Origin of the sequence: Tritonibacter mobilis F1926, from assembly GCF_000376545.2 — a bacterium.
Lineage (GTDB): Bacteria > Pseudomonadota > Alphaproteobacteria > Rhodobacterales > Rhodobacteraceae > Epibacterium > Epibacterium mobile.
The window spans coordinates 289,115-309,101 of sequence record NZ_CP015230.1; the positions used below are offsets into that span (position 1 = coordinate 289,115).

Here is a 19,987-nt window from a genome sequence, read left to right on the forward strand (position 1 = left end):
AGAGATCATGGACTTTGGATTCACGACGGCGGCCTATGTGGTCGCGGCGGTTCTCTTTATCCTTTCGCTTGGCGGGCTCTCGGGCCAGGAAAGCGCCAAACGCGCGGTCTGGTACGGCATTACCGGCATGGCGCTGGCGGTGTTTGCGACGCTCATCGGGCCGGGCTCTGGCCTGTGGTTCCTGTCGCTGGTGCTGATCGGCGCGGGCGGTGTGATCGGCTATATGCTGGCCTCCAAGGTCGAGATGACCCAGATGCCGGAACTGGTGGCGGGCATGCATGCGCTGGTGGGTCTGGCCGCCGTGCTGGTGGGCTTTAACGCCCATATCGAACTGGGCCGGGTGCTGGCGATGGACGAAGGCGCGCGCAAAACGCTCGAAGGCTTTGCCGCCCTCTTGGCCAAGAAAGACAGCATTGAGATCAACATCCTGCGGGTGGAGGTCTTCCTTGGGGTCTTTATCGGGGCGGTGACCTTTACCGGCTCGGTGATTGCCTATGGCAAGCTCTCGGGCAAGGTCTCCTCGGCGGCGACCAAACTGCCCGGTGGGCATCTCCTGAACATCGGCGCGGCGGGGATCTCGCTTCTGTGCCTGTTCTGGTATCTGGGCGCGGGCGGCATGCTGCCGCTGGTGCTGATGACGCTGGCGGCCTTGTTCATCGGCTATCACCTGATCATGGGTATCGGTGGTGCGGATATGCCGGTGGTGGTCTCCATGCTCAACAGCTACTCCGGCTGGGCGGCGGCGGCGATTGGCTTTAGCCTTGGCAATGATCTGTTGATCGTGGTCGGCGCGCTGGTGGGCTCTTCGGGGGCGATCCTGAGCTACATCATGTGCAAGGCGATGAACCGCTCGTTTGTCTCGGTGATCCTGGGCGGCTTTGGCGGCAGCACCGGCCCCGCGATGGAGGTCGAGGGCGAGCAGGTGGCGATTGACGCCGATGGCGTGGCCGCGGCCCTGGAAGAAGCCGACAGCGTGGTGATCATCCCCGGCTACGGCATGGCGGTGGCGCAGGCGCAGTCCAATGTGGCCGAGCTGACCCGCCGCCTGCGCGCCAAGGGCAAAAACGTGCGCTTTGCGATCCATCCGGTGGCGGGGCGCTTGCCCGGACACATGAACGTGCTCCTGGCCGAGGCCAAGGTGCCCTATGACATCGTGCTGGAGATGGATGAGATCAACGACGACTTTCCGGAGACGGATGTGGCCATCGTGATCGGCTCCAACGACATCGTGAACCCGGCTGCGCAAGAAGACCCCAACTCGCCGATCGCCGGCATGCCGGTTCTGGAGTGCTGGAAGGCGAAACAAGTATTTGTCTCCAAACGCGGTCAGGGCACCGGCTATTCCGGCATCGAGAACCCGCTGTTCTTCAAGGAAAACACCCGCATGTTCTACGGCGACGCAAAACAATCCCTCAGCACGCTCCTCAATATCATCGAGTGAGCGGCGGGTGTGCGGGGAATACGATTGAAAGATGAGGGAGCGGGTCGAGGAGGCTTGCGGACCTCAAACGAAGGGAGAAGACTATGAAGGATCTTCAGAGCAATACGAGAGTGGACGGCAGTCGGCTCTGGGGCAGCCTGATGGAAATGGCGCAAGTTGGCCCCGGTCTGCGCGGCGGCAACAATCGCCAGACGCTGACGGATGCCGACAAGGACGGGCGCGATCTGTTCAAACGCTGGTGCGAAGAGGCTGGCATGACGGTTGGCGTCGACAGTATGGGCAATATGTTTGCCCGCCTTGAAGGGGCGGAGCCGGATCTCGACCCGGTGATGATGGGCAGCCATCTGGATACGCAGCCCACCGGCGGCAAATATGACGGTGTGCTGGGCGTTCTTGCGGGGCTGGAGGTTGTCCGGTCGATCCGCGATCAGGGCATCACGCCGCGTCGCCCGATTGTGGTGGTGAACTGGACCAATGAGGAAGGCACGCGGTTTGCACCGGCGATGCTGTCCTCGGGGGTGTTCGCCGGGGTGCATTCGCAGGACTGGGCCTATGCGCGTGAGGATGCAGAGGGCAAGACATTCGGCGAGGAATTGGCGCGGATTGGCTATGTCGGGGATGAGCCGGTCGGCACCCGTAAGATGCACGCGATGTTTGAGTTGCATATCGAGCAGGGACCGATCCTCGAGGCAGAAGGCAAAGACATCGGCGTTGTGACCCATGGCCAAGGGCTGAACTGGTTGCAGGTGACGCTGACCGGGCAGGAGGCGCATACCGGCTCCACCCCGATGCCGATGCGGCGCAATGCCGGGCTTGGTGCGGCGAAAATCACCGATCTGGTGCATGAGATTGCCATGAGCCATCAGCCCGACGCCGTGGGGGCCGTGGGGCAGTGCGACTACTATCCCAACAGCCGCAATATCGTGCCGGGCAAAGTTGTCTTCACCATCGATTTCCGTTCGCCCAGTTTCGAGACTCAAGCCGATATGGAGGCGCGCCTGCGCGCAGGGGCCGCAAAGATCGCCGAAGATCTGGACCTGCAACTGGAGATCGAACAAGTCGGCCATTTTGATCCGGTCACCTTTGACGAGGGCTGCGTAAGCGCGGTGCGCAAGGCGGCAGAGAAGCTCGGCTATTCCCATCGCAACATTATCTCTGGTGCGGGGCATGACGCCTGCTGGATCAACAAGGTCGCACCCACTGCGATGGTGATGTGCCCCTGTGTTGATGGCCTGAGCCATAACGAGGACGAAGACATCAGCCGCGAATGGGCCACCGCTGGCACCGATGTGCTGCTGCATGCCGTCCTCGAGACCGCAGAAATCGTGGAGTAAGACAGTGAGCGTGAGAACCGTAATCAAGGGCGGCACCATTGTGACCGCCGACCGCAGCTATGATGCGGATGTGGCCGTCGAAGGCGGCAAGATCGTCGAGATTGGCCAGAACCTGAGCGGCGGCAAAGTGCTGGATGCTGAGGGGTGTTATGTCATGCCGGGCGGAATTGATCCGCATGTGCATCTGGAGATGCCCTTTATGGGTACCCATTCGGCGGATGATTTTGAATCCGGCACCCGCGCGGGGCTTGCAGGTGGCACCACCATGGTGGTCGATTTCTGCCTGCCCAGCCCCGGTCAGTCGATGCTGGAGGCGCTGGAGGCCTGGCACGCGAAATCCAAACGCGCCTGCGCGGATTATTCGTTCCACATGGCGGTGACATGGTGGAGTGAGCAGATCTTTGACGAGATGCAGATGGTGGTCGACCATGGCATCAACTCCTTCAAGCACTTCATGGCCTATAAGGGCGCGTTGATGGTGGAGGATGATGAGTTGTTCGACAGCTTCCGTCGCTGCGCGGCCATTGGAGCCTTGCCCATGGTGCACGCAGAAAACGGTGATGTTGTCGCGACCATGCAGCAGAAACTGTTGGCAGATGGCATTACCGGCCCCGAAGGCCACGGTATGTCGCGCCCGCCCGAGGTGGAGGGCGAGGCCACCAACCGCGCCATCATGATCGCCGATATGGCAGGGGTGCCGCTCTATGTGGTGCATACCTCTTGTGAGCAGGCCCATGAGGCGATCCGTCGGGCGCGTCAAAAGGGCATGCGGGTCTATGGCGAGCCGCTCATTCAGCATCTGGTGCTGGATGAAAGCGAGTACCGCAACCCAAGCTGGGACCACGCCGCACAGCGCGTGATGTCGCCGCCGTTCCGCGACAAGGCCAATCAGCAAAGCCTCTGGGCGGGATTGCAGGCCGGGTCCTTGCAGGTGGTGGCCACGGATCACTGCGCCTTCAGCATTGCGCAGAAACGCTATGGCATTGAGGATTTCACCAAGATCCCCAACGGCACCGGAGGACTAGAGGACCGGATGCCGGTGTTGTGGACCGAAGGTGTGAACACGGGCCGTCTGACCCCGAATGAGTTTGTGGCAGCGACATCGACCAATATTGCCAAGATCCTCAACATCTACCCGCAGAAAGGCGCGGTGCTGGAAGGCGCGGATGCGGATCTGGTGGTCTGGGACCCTGAAAAGACCAAGGTGATCTCGGCTGAAACGCAGCAATCTGTGGTGGAATACAACGTCTTTGAGGGGCGCGAGGTCAAAGGCCTGCCGCGCTATACCCTCAGCCGGGGCGAGATCGCGGTGGACAATGGCACCGTCTGCGCCACAGCGGGGCATGGCAAATTCGTCACGCGCGCGCCCTATCCAGAGGTCAATAAAGCGCTGTCGAAATGGAAAGAAGTGACCGCGCCCCGCAAGGTGGTGCGTGATCCGGAAAACATGCCGGCCTGCGTCTGAGATTTTCCCCGGTCACTGGCCGGGGAATTTTCGTTTGCGCCCTTTGGAGGAAAGGGCCACAAATCCGAATAAAAGGGAGGAAATAAGGAAATGACCGATATAACAAGTGGGTATACCACGTCTCGGGACAGCGAACCGGGTCAACTGGATCTCGCGGGGCTGGATCCGGAACTCTACAACGAAGACCAGTTGCCGACCACCGCAGCAGAGCGCACATGGAACTGGTTGTCCATTTCAGCACTTTGGGTGGGGATGGTGGTCTGTATCCCGACCTATCTGTTGGCGTCCTATCTGATCGGCGCTGGCATGAGCTGGGATCAGGCGGTGATGACCATTCTCGCCGCCAATGCGATCGTCCTGATCCCGATGGTTCTGGTGGGCCACGCAGGTACCAAATACGGCATCCCGTTTCCGGTGCTCTTGCGCTCGTCCTTCGGCCCGGCGGGGGCCAAGATCCCGGCGGTCGCACGGGGCATCGTGGCCTGTGGCTGGTTTGGTATCCAGACATGGGTTGGCGGGTCTGCGATTTTTGTGATCGTCAACAAGCTCACCGGTGGGGCGCTTGCGGGGGAGGCACTGCCGTTCCTTGGGATCAGCCTTGGTGAATTTGTCTGCTTCCTCGCCTTCTGGGGCCTGCATCTCTACTTTATCAAGAACGGCACGGAGTCGATCCGCTGGCTGGAGACCTACGCGGCTCCGTTCCTGCTGGCGATGGGCCTTGCATTGCTGGCATGGGCCTATTCGGCGGCGGGCGGTTTTGGCGAGATGCTTTCCACCCCCAGCGCCTTTGATCCGGGTCAGCCCAAAGAGGGGCAGTTCTGGGCCGTGTTCTGGCCGAGCCTCACGGGCATGATCGGCTATTGGGCGACGCTTGCGCTCAATATTCCGGATTTCACCCGTCACGCGCGCAGCCAAAAAGACCAGTTGGTAGGGCAGATGGTAGGTCTACCGATCCCGATGGCGTTGTTTGCCTTTATCGCGTCTGCTGTGACCTCGGCCACCGTGGTGATCTTTGGCGAGGCGATCTGGGATCCGGTGCAACTGTCTGAGCGCATGGGCGGCTCTGCGGTGATCATCGCGCTGTTTGCGCTGATCGTGGCGACGCTGACGACAAATCTTGCGGCCAATGTGGTGGCACCCGCGCATGGGTTTGCCAACCTCGCGCCGAGCAAGATCAACCTCAAGCGCGGCGGCTACATCACCGCAGCCATCGGGATCGCCATGTTCCCATGGATTCTGGTGAACCATATCGTCGGCTGGCTGATTGCCTATTCGGCACTTCTGGGGCCGATCGCGGGTGTGATGCTGGCGGATTACTACCTGTTGCGCAAAACCCGGCTTGAGGTGGCTGATCTATTCAAGTCGAACGGCATCTATTCGGGCCAGAACGGCACCAACTGGGCCGGTATTCTGGCGCTGGTGATTGGTATTCTGCCGAACTTGCCGGGCTTTCTGGCGGGCGTTGGCCTGACCGATGGGACCTCTGCGTTTTTTGCGACCATCTACACCTACGCGTGGTTTGTGGGGCTGTTTGTGGCGGGCGCGGCCTATCTGCTGCTGTCCAAGGTGATGAACAAGTAAATTCTGTCGCTCCGGGGGGTGTCTCCGGAGCGCATCCCGTCTGAGGACACAAAGAAGGAGAGTTCTATGCCCAAAGCCTATTGGATCGCCCATGTTACCGTGACTAATCCGGACCCCTATGCGCTTTATGCCAAGGGGGCGACGAATGCTTTTGCGAAACACGGTGCCCGCGTTTTGGCACGTGGCGGTGCGGTCGAACATCTGGAGGGCGAAGGCCATCCGCGCAACGTGGTGATCGAGTTTGACTCCATGGAAGCAGCATTGGCCTGCTATCATTCGACCGAGTATCAAGAAGCCAAAGCCCACAGAGAAGGTGCGGGGATCGCCAATATCTTGATCCTTGAAGGAGCGCCGGACTAAGACCCTTATCGGGCGCGATGGTGTAGTGAGAAGTCCGCCAAACGTCATGCGCGATTGCAGTGACTGTGAGGAGAGGGCGGACCGCACCCCGTCCAACGTCGACCCGCTGCGCTAGGTACAGTCCGGGTCAGTTGGGTCGCCCTGAACAGCCATAAAAAACGAAGTCTGAACATTTTCAGGTGGCATATTTTGCCGCCCGCGATCCGTTGGCCTCATACAGAGACCGCCGGATAAAGCGAATGTTATGCCGTAATTCGCGACAATACTTGTACTGCCCGCAAAATGTTGACATGATTCGGGCAAATAGTTAACAAATGGTAAACGTCAAGCGGCGAGTTTTTTATCGGTGGCATTTTGCGTATCGGTGACGGGGTGGGGTACAATGCAGCAGTTAAAGCAGAGGCAGTTTCAAACTGCCCAGACGGCAAGTCCCAATGGGACACAGGCAAGAAAATTTCCGACAAAGATTGAAACGATTTCCAGTTCAGGAAGCGTAAAGCTCGCTCTGAAGAGCAAGATTGCAGGCCATGACCCGCAACGGGCGGCCAATGTTGTGCCATCAACGCAACCCGCGGCGACGCCCCAGCCGGTGCCTGAGCAGAGCGCTCCGGTCTCCGCCGGTGGGGATTTTGGCGGCCACGCGCGCGGTGACTTTGGCGGCCGATTTGCATGGGCTGATCTGTTGTCGGATGATCGTTTTGCCAAACCTTTGCTGGCGGCTGCAGCGGTGGCTGGGATTTTGATCCTTGGGGCCACCACACTGGCGCTGCTCCCGAATACGCAGGAACCGGTGGCGGCGGCCGTGATCCCAGAAGCGGCGGCTTCGGTTGCGCCTTCGGATAATCTTGCCCGCCTCATGCAGGTTGCAGCGATCGAGACGCCGGAACCCAACACCGTTGCGGCACCTGTGACTGCCGCGCCGGTCACGGCAACGCCTGCGTTTGAGGCCAGCGGTGATCTGATGTCCAAGATGACAGCAGAGACATTGGCGGCGTTGCGCACGCCCGCACCGGTCGCGCCGCCCGCAGTTGCAAGCGGTCAGAGCAATGTGTCAGGACGCCCAATCGTGGGAGGGTCTGACCTCTATCAGCTGGTGATGACCGCCCATGCACAAGGCCAGTCGGCGACCTATATTGATCGGCTTTTGAATGATGCGTATCTGCGGGGGCAAATTTCTGTACCACGAGGGCTGGTGCGGGCCGATGGTCGCGTCGACACGGATACAATACTCAGCCTTTTTATTCAGTAGAAACAAAATGATAACGGCGCGCTGCCACGCCTGTTGTCCAACAATAGAAACAAGACTGCCATCAGCATGAAACCTGTTCGGCAGATATAATACTAAAAGTATTTTCGGGGGGACTAATGAAGAAATTGATCGCGGCTGCGGTGCTTGGGGTGTCCGTGCTCTGGGCGCATATGGGGGCTGCTCAGACGTGCGGGGGCATCTATCGGGTGCAACCCGGCGACAGTCTCTCCGTGATTGCCGACCGGCTCTATAAGAACGCTGGCATGTGGACCGCGATCCACAATCGCAACATTGCCGCCATTGGCCCAAAGCCCAGTGCGATCCGCGTGGGAATGCCGCTGGAGATCACCTGCCTGAATGGGCTGCCGGTTGGGCTTGAAGGGGGACGTGCGCTGAAAGAAGCAGCGCCAGCCGCAGCAACGCCAGTTCGAATCGAGGCGGGAAATGCAGCGGTGCGTCAGAAGATCAACCTTTTGACGGGGGATGATTTTGAACCGTTTACCGGCAAAAATCTCCATAATGGTGGCCTGCTGACCGATCTTGTGAACACCGCGATGATCAAGGCAAACCCCGAGCGCGGCTTTGCGATTCATTGGGTGGATGATTGGGCCTCTCACTTTGATCCACTGCTGTCGAATGCGCTGCTGGACATTGGTTTTCCATGGTACAAACCCAACTGTACTGAGTTGCCGGATAACTACCGGTGCAAGAACCTGCTGTTTTCTGATCCGCTGTTTGAGACGCTGACGCTGATGTTTGCCGATGCCGCGCGCCCGGTGTCCTTTGCCAAGGACGAGGATCTTTTTGGCAAATCGATCTGTCGCCCCAAAGGCTATGACACCTCGATTTTCAACGAAAACGGTCGCAACTGGCTGCGTGAGGAGAAGATCACCTTGGTTGTCGCGGCGACGCCGGGTGATTGCTTTGACTTGGTGCTTGAAGGCAAAGCGGATGGGGTGGTTCTGAATGAATTCACCGGTCGCAATAAGATGAAAGAGATGGGGATCGTGGAGCGCATTCAAGTGGTGCCTGAGCCGATCTCAATCCAGTCGCATCATGTGGTGGTGCATAAGTCGCACCCTCAGGCGCAGGAACTTCTCGATATTGTGAATCGCGGCCTGCGCGGCATTCGTGAAGATGGGTCGTATCAAACCATTGTCGAAGATCACCTTGCCCGCGTCTGGGCTGGGTTCTGACGGAGAAACAGATGCGACGCGTTCTGATGCCGCTGATCTGGCGGGTGGTGCTGTTGTTAGGGCTTATGCCCTCAGCCGCATGGGCGATTTGTGATGTGGATTATGTGGTGCAGCCCGGAGACAATCTGTTTTCGATTGCAGAGGCGCATTATGGCGACCGCGAACGCTGGACGGTGATCTACTATAGCAATCAGGGAAATTTGGATGGCCCCTCGGTCATTCCGGGGCGCACGCTCTTTATTCCCTGCCCGCCAGATGCCGAGCCTGAGGAAGCCGTGGTGGAGCCTGCACCGCCTCGCCAGCCGTCAGCAGAGCTCAATCTGCTGACAGGCGGCAATTACGCGCCTTTCACTGATCCGAACCTGCCCGGACAGGGGCTGGTGACAGAACTGGTCAATGCCGCGTTGGAACTTGCTCCGTCGCCCGTGCCTTATGCAATCACATGGGAAGATGACTGGAGCCAGCATCTGTCGCCCATGCTCGACAGCAAGCGGTTCGATATGGGGTTTCCATGGGCCAAGCCAGATTGCACTGCGGATGCGAGCAATCCGCGATGTGTGAAGTATCATTATTCAGATCCGCTGATCGAAGTGCCGGTGATGCTGTTTGTGCGCAGCCGTGGTGGGATGGCCTATGCCAGCGATGCGGATGTGGTGGGTAAAACCCTGTGCCGCCCGCTGCGTGAGGATGTGTATGATCTGGACAGCGCCGGGCGACGCTGGCTGAGCGAGGATAAAATCACCCTTCTGCAACCACAAAGCGCCGGTGATTGCCTGCGCATGGTGGCCGAGGGGCGCGTTGATGCCGCGGCGCTCAATCTCTTTGTTGGAGCAAGCGCATTGGTGGCAGAAGGCTTACGTGGTCAGGTCGAGCCACTTGAGAAACCGCTCTCTCAGGTGAGCCTTCATGTCATAATATCAAAAACACACTGGCGCGGAACGTCATATCTTTACCGGGTGAACGCCGGGCTGCGAAAGCTGCGTGAAAGCGGAAAGTACGATGAAATTATGAGCCGCCAGATGGAGTTGTTCTGGGCGGGCCTGCAGTAATAGCGCGCTGCATGGGTTCAAAAAGCGGTGCTTCTCTGCAACTGCACTGTGATCCTTTAATTTTGAAATATAAAATATCTCCTTGTCCTTCGGTTCAATGATGAAATTATGGTTGCTTAACGGCCCGGGAAGGATTCTCGGCGATACTGGCAACGCAAGTTATGGGGTTCCAAAGTTGAGACGGAGACAGGAACAGTGCGCGACAGGGTGCGGTCTATTATTCTAGCGTTGGGAAATCGGACGTATCTGCCCACCTGGATTGCGCTGTTTGTCGTTGGCGTATCTCTCATCTTTGCCGAGAACCAGAACCGGATCATCAACAAACAAGAGCTGCGGGCAGAGGTGCTGGCTGAGGCTGGATTGATCCGCTCCCATCTGGAAGGTCAGCTGACTGCGGACGTGCAGCTGATCAAAGGGCTTGTGGGGCTTTTGGTGTCTGAGCAGTCGATGACACAGGATCGGTTCAACGAGATTGCCGCTTATGTCGCTGGCGATTTACCTGAGATTTTGAATATTGCCGTTGCGCCGGATCTGGTTGTCTCGATGGTTTACCCCTACGAGCGCAACAAGGCGGTGCTTGGTCTTGATTACAATAAGAATGACGCCCAGCGAGAAGCCGTCATGCGAATGCGTGACAGCGGCGAGATCGTCCTCGCGGGGCCCGTAAATCTGGTTCAGGGCGGAACCGGGTTTATCATCCGTTTTCCGGTTTTTACCGGCGAAGGTGAGGATCGTGCCTTCTGGGGAATGGTCGCTGCGGTCATTGATGCGGATGCGCTTTATCAGGGGGCTGGGCTACATCAGGCCGATCTCCCGATTGAAATTGCGCTGAGCGGTCGCGATGGCACCGGCCATCAGGGGGGCGTGTTCTACGGGGATCCCGCGATCCACGAGCACGGCCCGATGGTGATGGATGTCATCTTGCCCACCGGCACATGGGAACTGGCCGCAATCCCGCGCGGTGGCTGGCCCAAGGAACCGGGCAACCTGTGGAAGCTGCGGCTTGTGTTGATCGTGGCAGGTATCCTGATCATCGTACCCACGTTCATGGCGTGCAGGCTCTCAGCTGTTCGCCGATCTACCATCAAGACGCTGCGCAAGCGCGAACAGGAATTGGAACGACACCAGGTCGAGTTGGAGCAATTGTCGACGGTTGCGCAAAATGCTTCTGACAGCATCATTCTGAGTGGCCCGGATCTGCGCGTGTTCTGGGTCAACGATGCGTTCACCCGTATGACGGGCTACACGATTGACGATGCGATTGGGAAGCGACCGGGAGACTTGCTGAACGGCCCTGAAACCGACCCGGAGGCAATTCGCGAGATTGCGGAACATATCGCGCGGGGCGAACGGCTGCACCGCGAGATTTTGAATTACACCAAGGATGGCAACACCATTTGGGTGGACACGAACCTTGTGCCCGTCCTCAATGAGAATGGTGACATGCGCATGGTTATCGGCATCGAGCGTGATGTGACCTCGCAAAAACGAAATGCGGTTGAATTGGCCGAAGCCAAGCGTGCGGCTGAGGAAGCGGATCGCACTAAGACGGAATTCCTCGCCAATATGAGCCATGAAATCCGCACGCCGATGAATGGGATCATCGGGATGGCGGATTTGCTGTCGGAAACGGCCTTGCCTGAAGAACAGGAGCAATATGTCCAGATTATCCGCACATCGTCCAAGGCGCTTTTGAAGATCATCAATGACATCTTGGATCTCACACGGATGGAATCCGGCAAACTGTCGCTGGAACCCGTGGACTTCGACCTTGAACGCTGCATTGAAAGCGCTGTCGATATTTTGCGCCCTGTTGCGCGCGAAAAAGGGCTGACGCTCAATGTGAACTATGCCACCGACCTGCCCAAGTCCGTGCGGGCTGACGATGGGCGCGTGCGCCAGATCCTTGTGAACCTTGTGGGGAATGCGGTGAAATTCACCGCATCCGGTCGTGTGGACGTGCGTGTTTTGCGCGCGCAGTCGGATCCTTACAGGCTGACCATCGACGTACAGGACTCTGGCATCGGCATGTCGCAGGCTCAGCTCAACAATATTTTTGACCGATTTTCGCAGGCAGATGCGGCGACCACCCGATCCTTTGGCGGCACGGGGTTGGGGCTTACCATCTCTCGCCTTTTGGCGCAGCAGATGCAGGGCGATATCACCGTTCATTCTGAGCCGGGGCGGGGCAGCTGTTTTTCGCTCTATATCCAGTGTGACGCGCCGCTGGGCCAGCCGGAGCAGACCGACACTGCCCACGAACCGGACCTAGATCGCATTCGCGGATGTAAGGTTCTGTTGGCCGAGGACAATCGCACTAACCGGCTCCTGATCCGAAAGTATCTGTCAGATCTGAGGGTAGAGTTGATCGAAGCCGAAAATGGCTATGAGGCGGTGGAGCTTTGCGCCCGACACCGTCCCGACTTGATCCTGATGGATATGTCGATGCCGGAAATGGACGGCCTGACTGCGACCAGACTGATCCGTATGCAAAACCACCCGCAACCCCCGATTGTGGCGCTGACCGCGAATGCGTTTGCCAGCGATCGTGAGGCCTGTCTGGCTGCGGGTATGAACGGTTTTTTGTCAAAGCCGATCAACAAAAAAGAGCTGCTGAGTGGCATGGCGGGGGTCATGGAAGACCCGGATGTGCTACGTCACGCGGCGTCGGCCTGAAGCGGCACGCCAAGTCGGTTCGGGCAGACCTGCGCAAGAAACGCGCAGGTCGCTTTTGTCTTAGGGCTCAGGCGCGCGCGGTTTGCGGCAATACAAATACGCCGACGTCTGCCGGAACCACCCCGGTGCGCAGAGGGCAGCCATAGACCTGAGACAGGCGTGCATCGGTCAGCACCGTTGCTACGGATCCTGCGCCAGCGGTTTGCCCTTCTGCCATGACATGCACATGATCGGCATACATCGCCGTCAGGTTCAGGTCATGCATCACCGCGATCACCCCACCGCCGTCGCTTGCAAACTGGCGCGCGATCTCCATCACGGTTAGCTGATGGGCGATGTCGAGGCTCGATACAGGTTCATCCAGAAACAGCCAGCAGGGGTGACCGTCACGCATCGGACGCCCCACCTGCGCCAAGACACGGGCAAGTTGGACACGCTGCTGCTCACCTCCCGAGAGCTCCTGATAGTAGCGCCCGGCATATCCGTCGAGATCCACGCGCGATAGCATTTCAAACGGAAGTTCGGGATTGTTGGCGTCGGGTCCGGCAGCCAGCCCAAGCCGCACCACCTCCAGCACGGTGAAGGGAAAAGCCAGGACGGTGGCTTGTGGCAGGACGGCACGCAGGCTTGCAAGTTCCCACGGCTTATAATCCTGCAAGGCGCGCCCATTCAGGGTAATGTTGCCGGTGCTTGGTAACTCTGCGACCAGCGCCTTGAGTAATGTGGATTTGCCAGAGCCATTGGGCCCCACGATGGCGGACACCTCGCCCGCGCGGGCGGTGAAACTCACATCGCGAAGAATTTGCTTTTTGCCAATCGTGAGCGAGAGTTGATCTGCATGCAGTGTCATTGATCCACCATCCCGCGCCGTTTCAGCAAGATCCACAGAAACACCGGAGCCCCTAGAACCGCTGTAACGATACCGATGGGCAGTTCCGCCGGGGCAATGATTGTACGGCTGATGAGATCCGCACCGAGCAGGAGTGTTGCGCCCAGAAGGGCCGCATTGGGCAGCAGGGTGCCATGATCTGGCCCCGTAGCAAGGCGCAGCACATGCGGCACGACAATGCCGACAAAGCCGATGCCCCCCGTGGCTGCAACCGCAACACCCGTGGCGGCTGCGACCGAGAAGATCGCAGCATTTTTCATACGTTGAACCGGAATACCCATATGCGCTGCCGCAGCCTCACCCAAGGCCAGACAATTGAGCCCATGTGCAAGCCAAGTGGAGCCTGCAATGGCGAGCAAGATCACCGGACCGGCAATCATTGATTTCTCCCATGTGGCTCCGGCAAGCGACCCCATCTGCCAGAAGGTCAAATCACGCAGTTGATTGTCATCCGCCATGTAGACCAGAATGCCCGAAACCGCGCCCGCGAGCGATCCGAGCGCGATCCCTGCAAGCAGCATCGTGGCGACAGAGGTGCGCCCACCGCGGGTTGAGACCCGATACAGGATCAACGTGCTGCCCCAACCGCCGACGAAGGCCGCCGCAGGGGTCACATAATGGCCAAAGAGGCTCTGAAACCCGACCGGTAGCAGGCTCCCCAAAACGATAGATGTGATTGCACCTAAACCGGCCCCCGCGCCAACCCCAACAAGACCGGGATCGGCAAGAGGGTTGCGAAAGAGGCCCTGCATGACCGCGCCTGACACTGCAAGTGCTGCCCCCACCAAGATGCAGAGGATGATACGAGGCAGGCGTATGTCCCATAAAACCACCCGTTCCATCGTCGTCAGGTCTTCGCTGGAAATCAGTTTGCCAAGTGCCCCCCAAAGCGAGGTGCCCGACGCACCCAATGCAAGGTTCACCACGACCGCAAGTGCCAGCAAGGCCATCAAAATGACGCTCAGTCGGCGGGCGATGATCCGGCGATCTAGCTGCTTGATGTCCTGCGTGGGCGCGGGCAGTTCGGTTTCACTCAACGCTACCATGGATCAGAACGTGCCATAGATTTTTTGCGCCAGTGCGAGCGCGGCATCTGCGGTGCGCGGACCAAAGCCCAGCAAATAGAGCCCATCCATCCGGATGACGGATCGGGTCTCTGCTGCGGGAGTTGTGACGATTGCAGGAAGGGCCAACAGCTCATCATCGGGTGCGCCATGATCACCGCCCCGGTCCATCATCAGGATTACATCTGGCGCAGCCTGAGAAACCGCTTCGTCGGTCATCAGCTTGTAGCCTTCGAAATCCGTCAGCGCGTTGACACCCCCCGCGAGCGAAATGATGCCATCCGCAGCCGTATTGGTGCCCGATGCCATGATGCGGCCCCCGCGCGTAGACAGGATGAACAACACACGCTTGCGCTCAGTTTCGGGGATGGTGGCGGTTTTTTCAGCCACTGAGGTCAGATCGTTTTCCACCTTGGCGGAAAGTATGGCGGCCTCAGCCGGTTTGCCAATGGCCTCTCCTACGGCGGCGATTTTCTCCAGGATGCCGTCAGCGGTAAAGGAATCCGGCACTTCGATAAAAGTGATCCCGGCCTTTTTCAGGACCTCAAGCGTCTCAGCCGGGCCTGCGCCAGCTTCGGAGACGATCAGATCCGGGTTCACGGAGAGCACACCTTCGGGCGACAGCGCGCGCATATAGCCAACATCGGGCAACTCTTCGGCGGCAGCCGGATAGCTGGAGGTGGTGTCACGCGCGATAACCTTGTCCTCTCCTCCAAGCGCATAGATGATCTCGGTGACAGAGCCGCCGATGGAAAGAATGCGTTCGGCGGCAAGCATGGGGGTGGCTGTAGCCATCAGGCTCAGGGCTGCGGCAAAAGCGATATGGCGCATCAGACGGCGTCCTCTGTTTGAAGGCGGGGCAGGGCGGACAGGAGCGTTTCCCAGTCAGGGCGGCTGTCGCGTTCTGCGGTGGCGCGGCCAAAGATCTGTAGAATGATGTTTCCCTCAGCGTCGAAGGCTTCCAGTGAGACAGCCGGGCCGCGCTGCGTTGGTTTGTTGACCACATAGACCTCATGGATGTGGTCAAGGCGCAGGTGCAGATTGAACCGCTCATCCATCACGTTCTGCCAAGGCCCCATTGCGCGCAGGGTCTCAATAGGGCCGCCATGGATCTGGATGCAGCCGCGATTGCCAACAAAAAGCATGATCTCAGTGCCGCTTCCGGTCAGTGATTGCAGCGCAGCATCGACGGCTTCTGGTCCCATGCGCTCTACAAAGGGCGCGCCCACAATGCGATAGGCCCCCAAGCGATTCATCTTGAGTTTGGACGTAAGACGCAGGAACTGATGCGTGTCTGTCATCTTGCGCCACTCGCTGCGCAAAAGCTCGCGTTTGTCGGGGTTGCTTTTGGCAGCTTCTGCGGGTTTGCGCGGGGCGACCTCCAGCGTGTCTGAGGTGTCTTCAGTGGCAAGTTCCGCTATCACGTCCGCCCAGGCGTCATGGTTTGAGGTCTCTCGCAGGTGGATCTTGTGCACAGCGTCCCCCGCCGCGTCAAAGATCTGGATCGAGCGTTTCATGCCCTTATCGGTCTGCTCTTCCAGCGCAAAGGCGCTGATCCAATGCGAGGGAAAGAGACGCAGGTCGATTTCCGGCTGCAGAATCATGGCCGCATGTGGCCCGCTTTTATAGTTGCCGTAGATGCCGACGCGTTCATGCACGCAGGACGCATTCCGCGTTAGCGCCATGACCTCTCCCAGACGCTCAATGCGGGGCATGATATCATCAGGATGCGCTTTGATCCGAGTGACGCCTTGGCCGGTGTACGCGGCGACGAGCTGGGCTTCAGAGATTTGAAATCGATCACAGAAATCGCGTGCGCGCAGAGCGTGATGTTCGTCGCGCAGACGGCGGATTCCCTCGGGGGAAGTAGAAATGGCCTGATCCATCAGGGTCCTCGATCTTTGGGATGGGGTACTGCTGGCTTGCGTCCGCTGGCAGGCGGGACGATCAGGCTGACGGCCGGCGCGTGGGCCGTGGCCTGCGTCGGGATAATTCTTGACAGATTTAATAAATCATCTTAATGGCCGCAAGAGTGAACGCCAGAAGATCGCAACTATTCGATAAAATCAGGCGCGAGATACCAAGCCAGCCCCAGGCGAGCATGCGGAATCCAACTGCACGAAAAACATGGGGACGACATGAAAATCAAACATATGCGCCGAGCACTTTTGTGCTCTGCCTCCGCGATGACATTGGCGATGACGAGCACGGTTGCCGTCGCTCAGGATGCAAGCGATGAGGATGGCTTCCTCGGTCTGCTGGTTCTGGGCAACAACAAGCGCGACGTCCAGACCGATACCGCAACGCCAGAGACCGTCATCAACGCCGAAGAAATTCAGGACCGTCAGGCCAGCAGCATCGCTGAGCTGATCGACTCTGTGCCTGGTGTGGCATTGGTAAACTCCGGCACGCCCACGGGTGCCGGGATCAACATTCGCGGGCATGGCGCAGATGGCACCTATGGAGCCAATCAGAAGGTTCAGATCCAGATCGACGGAGCGTCGGTGGGGTCTGAAGAACTTTATCGGATTGGGACCCAACTCTCGACTGATCCAGAGTTGTATCGCGAGGTCTCTGTCATTCGCGGTACGGTTGGTTCATTCGAATACGGTTCAGGCGTTATCGGTGGTATTGTAAAGCTTGATACGATCAATGCATCTGACCTGACCGAAGGTCAAATGGGTCTCGCGGGGCGTCAGACGCTAAGCTACCATGGTAACTCTGGCGCGCGTATTTCCTCCACCATTTTGGGCTGGCAGCCAACAGAGAACTTGGAATTCTTGTTCAATTACACCTACCGCGAACAGGATGACTACACCGATGGCGATGGCAATGTCGTGGCTAACACAGCCTCTGAGGTGTCATCACTTTTGCTCAAGGGCAAGTATAGTTTTGGAGACAATGCTGATCAGTCTCTGACGCTCTCGTGGAATGAGAGCACTTCCGATGAAAAAGACGTCCCCTATGATGCATTCGCCGGGAATTCGGTCTTTGGCAACGTGGACCGTTTGACAGAGTCCAAGACAGCAGTTTTGGAATATGCTTACAATCCGGTGGGTAACGATCTGCTCGATCTGACCGCAACGCTATCTTACGCGGATCAGTACATCGAGCAAGAGCAGGTGAGCGGTATACCGTTTGGTATTCAAGACGCCGATCACCGGTACGAAACAACCAAGCTCACGGTTAAAAACGCGTCGTTGTTTCAGGCATTTGGTGTGAAACACAACCTGCGTGCAGGTGTTGAAGTTCTGCGCAAAGAACGCCTGAATGCCGCCTCTGCTCCTGGCGGCACTGACAAGCGGCTGGCCTTCTTCGCGGTTGACGAGATCGACTTTGACAATGGGCTGACGGTGACACCAGCGCTGCGCTATGAACGCCAAAATATCGAGGCCAGCAATGATGGCACAAACATCCGCGCGGGTCAGGATTTTGACAATAGCGCGCTCATGGGGGGGCTCTCAACGCGGTATGAATTCCAAAGTGGTTTTGCCCTCTTTGGCTCAGTCGCCTACACAGCGGGTTTCCCGGTCATCGATGACGTCGACTACACGCACTATCCAATCTTGATGACACAGACCGAGAAGGCTGTGACCTACGAACTTGGTGCGTCTTATGATCGGGTCGGCGTGTTTGCGTCAGATGATACTCTGATGGCCAAAGTGAATTTTTGGCAGACCCGTCTGTGGGACTACACGTCGTCAGGATCCAACTTCATGGATTTCGATCAGCAAGACACCAAAGGCGTCGAGCTTGAAGCCTCATACAGCCACGCCTCCGGCTTCTATGTGGATATGAATGCAAACATCAGCAGCGGGCATTGGTCCAAGTTCGCCATTCCGACTCCCAACCGATATTTGCAACGCTATGATGGTATGCCGACCAACAATCTCGAGTTGACCCTAGGTAAGAAGTTCAACGACAGGCTGGATGTCTCTTGGGAAGGCGAATTTTATAAGAGATTCGAAGCCACCCCGGGGTTTGCAGTGCATAACCTGCGCGCGTCTTATCAAATTGACACAGGTTATTTGAAAGAGGCGAAGCTGCGTGTCGGTGTTGATAACCTCTTTGACAAACAATACCAAACTCATCTTGCAACACGCCCGGCTCCCGGTCGCAACATCAAGGTTTCGCTCTCAGCGGCCTTCTGATCAGGGAGCATACATCATGAACCACCAGAGCCAGGCTTATAAAGCTGTCCTTGCCATCGCGGCCCTTTCTTCCCTCGGGGGGGCAGCCTTGGCACAGGACACGGATACCCCGCCAAAATCAGGCGTTCAGATTGAACTCAATGCGTTGCAGGATCAGGCGGGCGCGTGCCGCCTGTCGTTTGTGGCGCAGAACGCCGGTACCACCGATATCGAGGAGGCGGTCTACGAGACCGTGCTCTTTGATCGGGCCGGTCAGGTGATGATGCTTACGCTGTTTGATTTTCGCGACCTGCCGTCAGAGCGCCCTCGGGTGCGGCAGTTCGATCTCTCAGACGTGGCTTGCGAAGATCTGGGGCGGGTTCTGATCAACGGTGCCAGCCAATGTCAAAGCGGTGGCGGTAGCACGCTTTGCACAGAAGGGCTTTCGCTCTCCAGCCGCACGGATGTGGAGTTGCTGGGATGAATGATATCACGCAAATCTGGGGCTCGATGCGGGCGTCCCTCCTTGAGGTGATCGAGGTCGGTGGCCCTGTTGTTGTGTTGTTGATTGCGCTGTCGATCATCAGCGCGGCGACGGTTCTCTATAAAATATGGCAGTTTCGCCGCTCCGGTGTCGGACGCCATCGGCGGGTTTCCATGGCACTGGAGGCTTATGAGCGGGGCGATGCCAAAACCGCCACGGCGCTACTGGCGCAATCAAAGAGCTATCTTGTCGCCCCGATCCAGCGTGCGATGTCCTGCGCAGAGGTCAAAGATCGTGCGGCGGCATCGGATCGCTGTGATGCGGAGGCGGAGGCGCTGTTTTTGCGCCTTGAGACCGGGCTTGGATTTCTGGATCTGGTTGCGCAACTTGCGCCGCTCATCGGCTTGTTCGGAACCGTTCTTGGCATGATCGAGGCGTTTCAGGGATTGCAGGCAGCGGGCACTTCGGTTGATCCGACTGTGCTGGCAGGCGGGATCTGGGTGGCGCTTTTGACCACTGCGGCGGGGTTGGCGGTGGCGATGCCTGTGGCTGCCATTCATGGCTGGCTGAGTGGTGCCGTGGAGCGCGACCGGGTCTTTGCCAATCGCGCATTGCGTCAGGCTTTTGCCCCCGATCGGCAGTCTGCCCCTCGCGCGGCGCGACCGGAGGCCGCCTGATGGCACTGAGCCTCAGCAAGAAACACAAGCGCAGACTGTCGATGACCTCGCTCATTGATGTGATTTTTCTGCTGCTGCTGTTTTTCATGCTGTCGTCCACATTTTCCCGGTTTGGCACTGTCGATCTGATGGCGGCCGAGGCCGGGCAGGGCGTGTCTGGCGAGACGCGCCCACTATTTCTGAGGTTGTCACCGGGGCAGATTTCGCTGAACGGAGAAGTGGTTGCGCTGGATCGGCTGGCACAGAGCCTCGGCCAGTTGCGCGCGCAACAAGAAAACTCTTCGCAACAGGTGCTGTTGAGCCTGTCAGGTGAGGTGACATCGCAGCGATTGGTCGATGTTTTGGCGGTGCTACGCGGCCAACCTGACTTGGCCGTAACGGTCATGGGGTAG

17 protein-coding genes are annotated in these 19,987 nt (G+C 58.4%); 13 read left to right on the top strand and 4 right to left on the bottom strand.

Going from position 1 to position 19,987, the window contains the following annotated elements:
* Positions 1-7: 7 nt before the first annotated feature.
* The 9 genes from K529_RS01435 (at position 8) to K529_RS01475 (ending at position 12,351) form a co-directional block, all read left to right on the top strand.
* Complete coding sequence (locus K529_RS01435; protein WP_065317464.1) at positions 8-1,441, top strand: NAD(P)(+) transhydrogenase (Re/Si-specific) subunit beta; 1,434 nt, start codon at positions 8-10, stop codon at positions 1,439-1,441.
* An 83-nt stretch (positions 1,442-1,524) separates the two neighbouring features.
* On the top strand, positions 1,525-2,775 hold the full coding sequence (locus tag K529_RS01440) for a Zn-dependent hydrolase (protein WP_005622426.1): 1,251 nt from the start codon (positions 1,525-1,527) through the stop codon (positions 2,773-2,775).
* 10 nt (positions 2,776-2,785) lie between these two features.
* Positions 2,786-4,240 (top strand): dihydropyrimidinase, encoded by a 1,455-nt coding sequence (hydA, locus tag K529_RS01445; RefSeq protein ID WP_040642375.1) that lies wholly within the window; start codon positions 2,786-2,788, stop codon positions 4,238-4,240.
* A gap of 90 nt (positions 4,241-4,330) precedes the next feature.
* Positions 4,331-5,821, top strand: a complete 1,491-nt coding sequence (locus K529_RS01450; protein ID WP_005622429.1) for an NCS1 family nucleobase:cation symporter-1 — start codon at positions 4,331-4,333, stop codon at positions 5,819-5,821.
* A 66-nt stretch (positions 5,822-5,887) separates the two neighbouring features.
* Positions 5,888-6,181, top strand: a complete 294-nt coding sequence (locus tag K529_RS01455; protein WP_005622431.1) for a DUF1330 domain-containing protein — start codon at positions 5,888-5,890, stop codon at positions 6,179-6,181.
* Between the two features lie 589 nt (positions 6,182-6,770).
* Positions 6,771-7,430: a hypothetical protein gene (locus tag K529_RS01460; RefSeq protein WP_046002834.1), complete on the top strand. Its 660-nt coding sequence runs from the start codon at positions 6,771-6,773 to the stop codon at positions 7,428-7,430.
* Between the two features lie 116 nt (positions 7,431-7,546).
* Positions 7,547-8,626, top strand: a complete 1,080-nt coding sequence (locus tag K529_RS01465; RefSeq protein ID WP_005612196.1) for a transporter substrate-binding domain-containing protein — start codon at positions 7,547-7,549, stop codon at positions 8,624-8,626.
* An 11-nt stretch (positions 8,627-8,637) separates the two neighbouring features.
* On the top strand, positions 8,638-9,675 hold the full coding sequence (locus K529_RS01470; protein ID WP_005612193.1) for a LysM peptidoglycan-binding domain-containing protein: 1,038 nt from the start codon (positions 8,638-8,640) through the stop codon (positions 9,673-9,675).
* 207 nt (positions 9,676-9,882) lie between these two features.
* Complete coding sequence (locus K529_RS01475; protein ID WP_406707199.1) at positions 9,883-12,351, top strand: ATP-binding protein; 2,469 nt, start codon at positions 9,883-9,885, stop codon at positions 12,349-12,351.
* Between the two features lie 67 nt (positions 12,352-12,418).
* On the opposite strand, the gene K529_RS01480 is transcribed toward K529_RS01475, so the two are convergent.
* The 4 genes from K529_RS01480 to K529_RS01495 are packed head-to-tail and all read right to left on the bottom strand — an operon-like array spanning position 12,419 to position 16,190.
* Entirely contained in the window at positions 12,419-13,201 is a 783-nt protein-coding gene (locus K529_RS01480) for a heme ABC transporter ATP-binding protein (protein WP_005612189.1), read from the bottom strand.
* Positions 13,198-14,286: a FecCD family ABC transporter permease gene (locus K529_RS01485; protein WP_005612186.1), complete on the bottom strand. Its 1,089-nt coding sequence runs from the start codon at positions 14,284-14,286 to the stop codon at positions 13,198-13,200. The genes K529_RS01480 and K529_RS01485 overlap by 4 nt, the downstream gene beginning before the upstream one ends.
* A 3-nt stretch (positions 14,287-14,289) precedes the next feature.
* A complete protein-coding gene (locus tag K529_RS01490; RefSeq protein ID WP_005612183.1) occupies positions 14,290-15,135 on the bottom strand; it encodes a heme/hemin ABC transporter substrate-binding protein in 846 nt (281 codons plus the stop codon).
* Positions 15,135-16,190: a hemin-degrading factor gene (locus K529_RS01495; protein WP_005612180.1), complete on the bottom strand. Its 1,056-nt coding sequence runs from the start codon at positions 16,188-16,190 to the stop codon at positions 15,135-15,137. The genes K529_RS01490 and K529_RS01495 overlap by 1 nt, the downstream gene beginning before the upstream one ends.
* 252 nt (positions 16,191-16,442) lie before the next feature.
* Here K529_RS01495 and K529_RS01500 point away from each other — a divergent pair, with 252 nt between their 5' ends.
* The 4 genes from K529_RS01500 to K529_RS01515 are packed head-to-tail and all read left to right on the top strand — an operon-like array spanning position 16,443 to position 19,987.
* Entirely contained in the window at positions 16,443-18,455 is a 2,013-nt protein-coding gene (locus K529_RS01500; RefSeq protein ID WP_005612177.1) for a TonB-dependent receptor domain-containing protein, read from the top strand.
* A gap of 16 nt (positions 18,456-18,471) precedes the next feature.
* A complete protein-coding gene (locus K529_RS01505) occupies positions 18,472-18,918 on the top strand; it encodes a hypothetical protein (protein ID WP_005612175.1) in 447 nt (148 codons plus the stop codon).
* Complete coding sequence (locus tag K529_RS01510; RefSeq protein WP_005612171.1) at positions 18,915-19,595, top strand: MotA/TolQ/ExbB proton channel family protein; 681 nt, start codon at positions 18,915-18,917, stop codon at positions 19,593-19,595. Before K529_RS01505 ends, K529_RS01510 begins: the two co-directional genes overlap by 4 nt.
* Positions 19,595-19,987, top strand: a complete 393-nt coding sequence (locus tag K529_RS01515) for an ExbD/TolR family protein (RefSeq protein ID WP_005612170.1) — start codon at positions 19,595-19,597, stop codon at positions 19,985-19,987. Before K529_RS01510 ends, K529_RS01515 begins: the two co-directional genes overlap by 1 nt.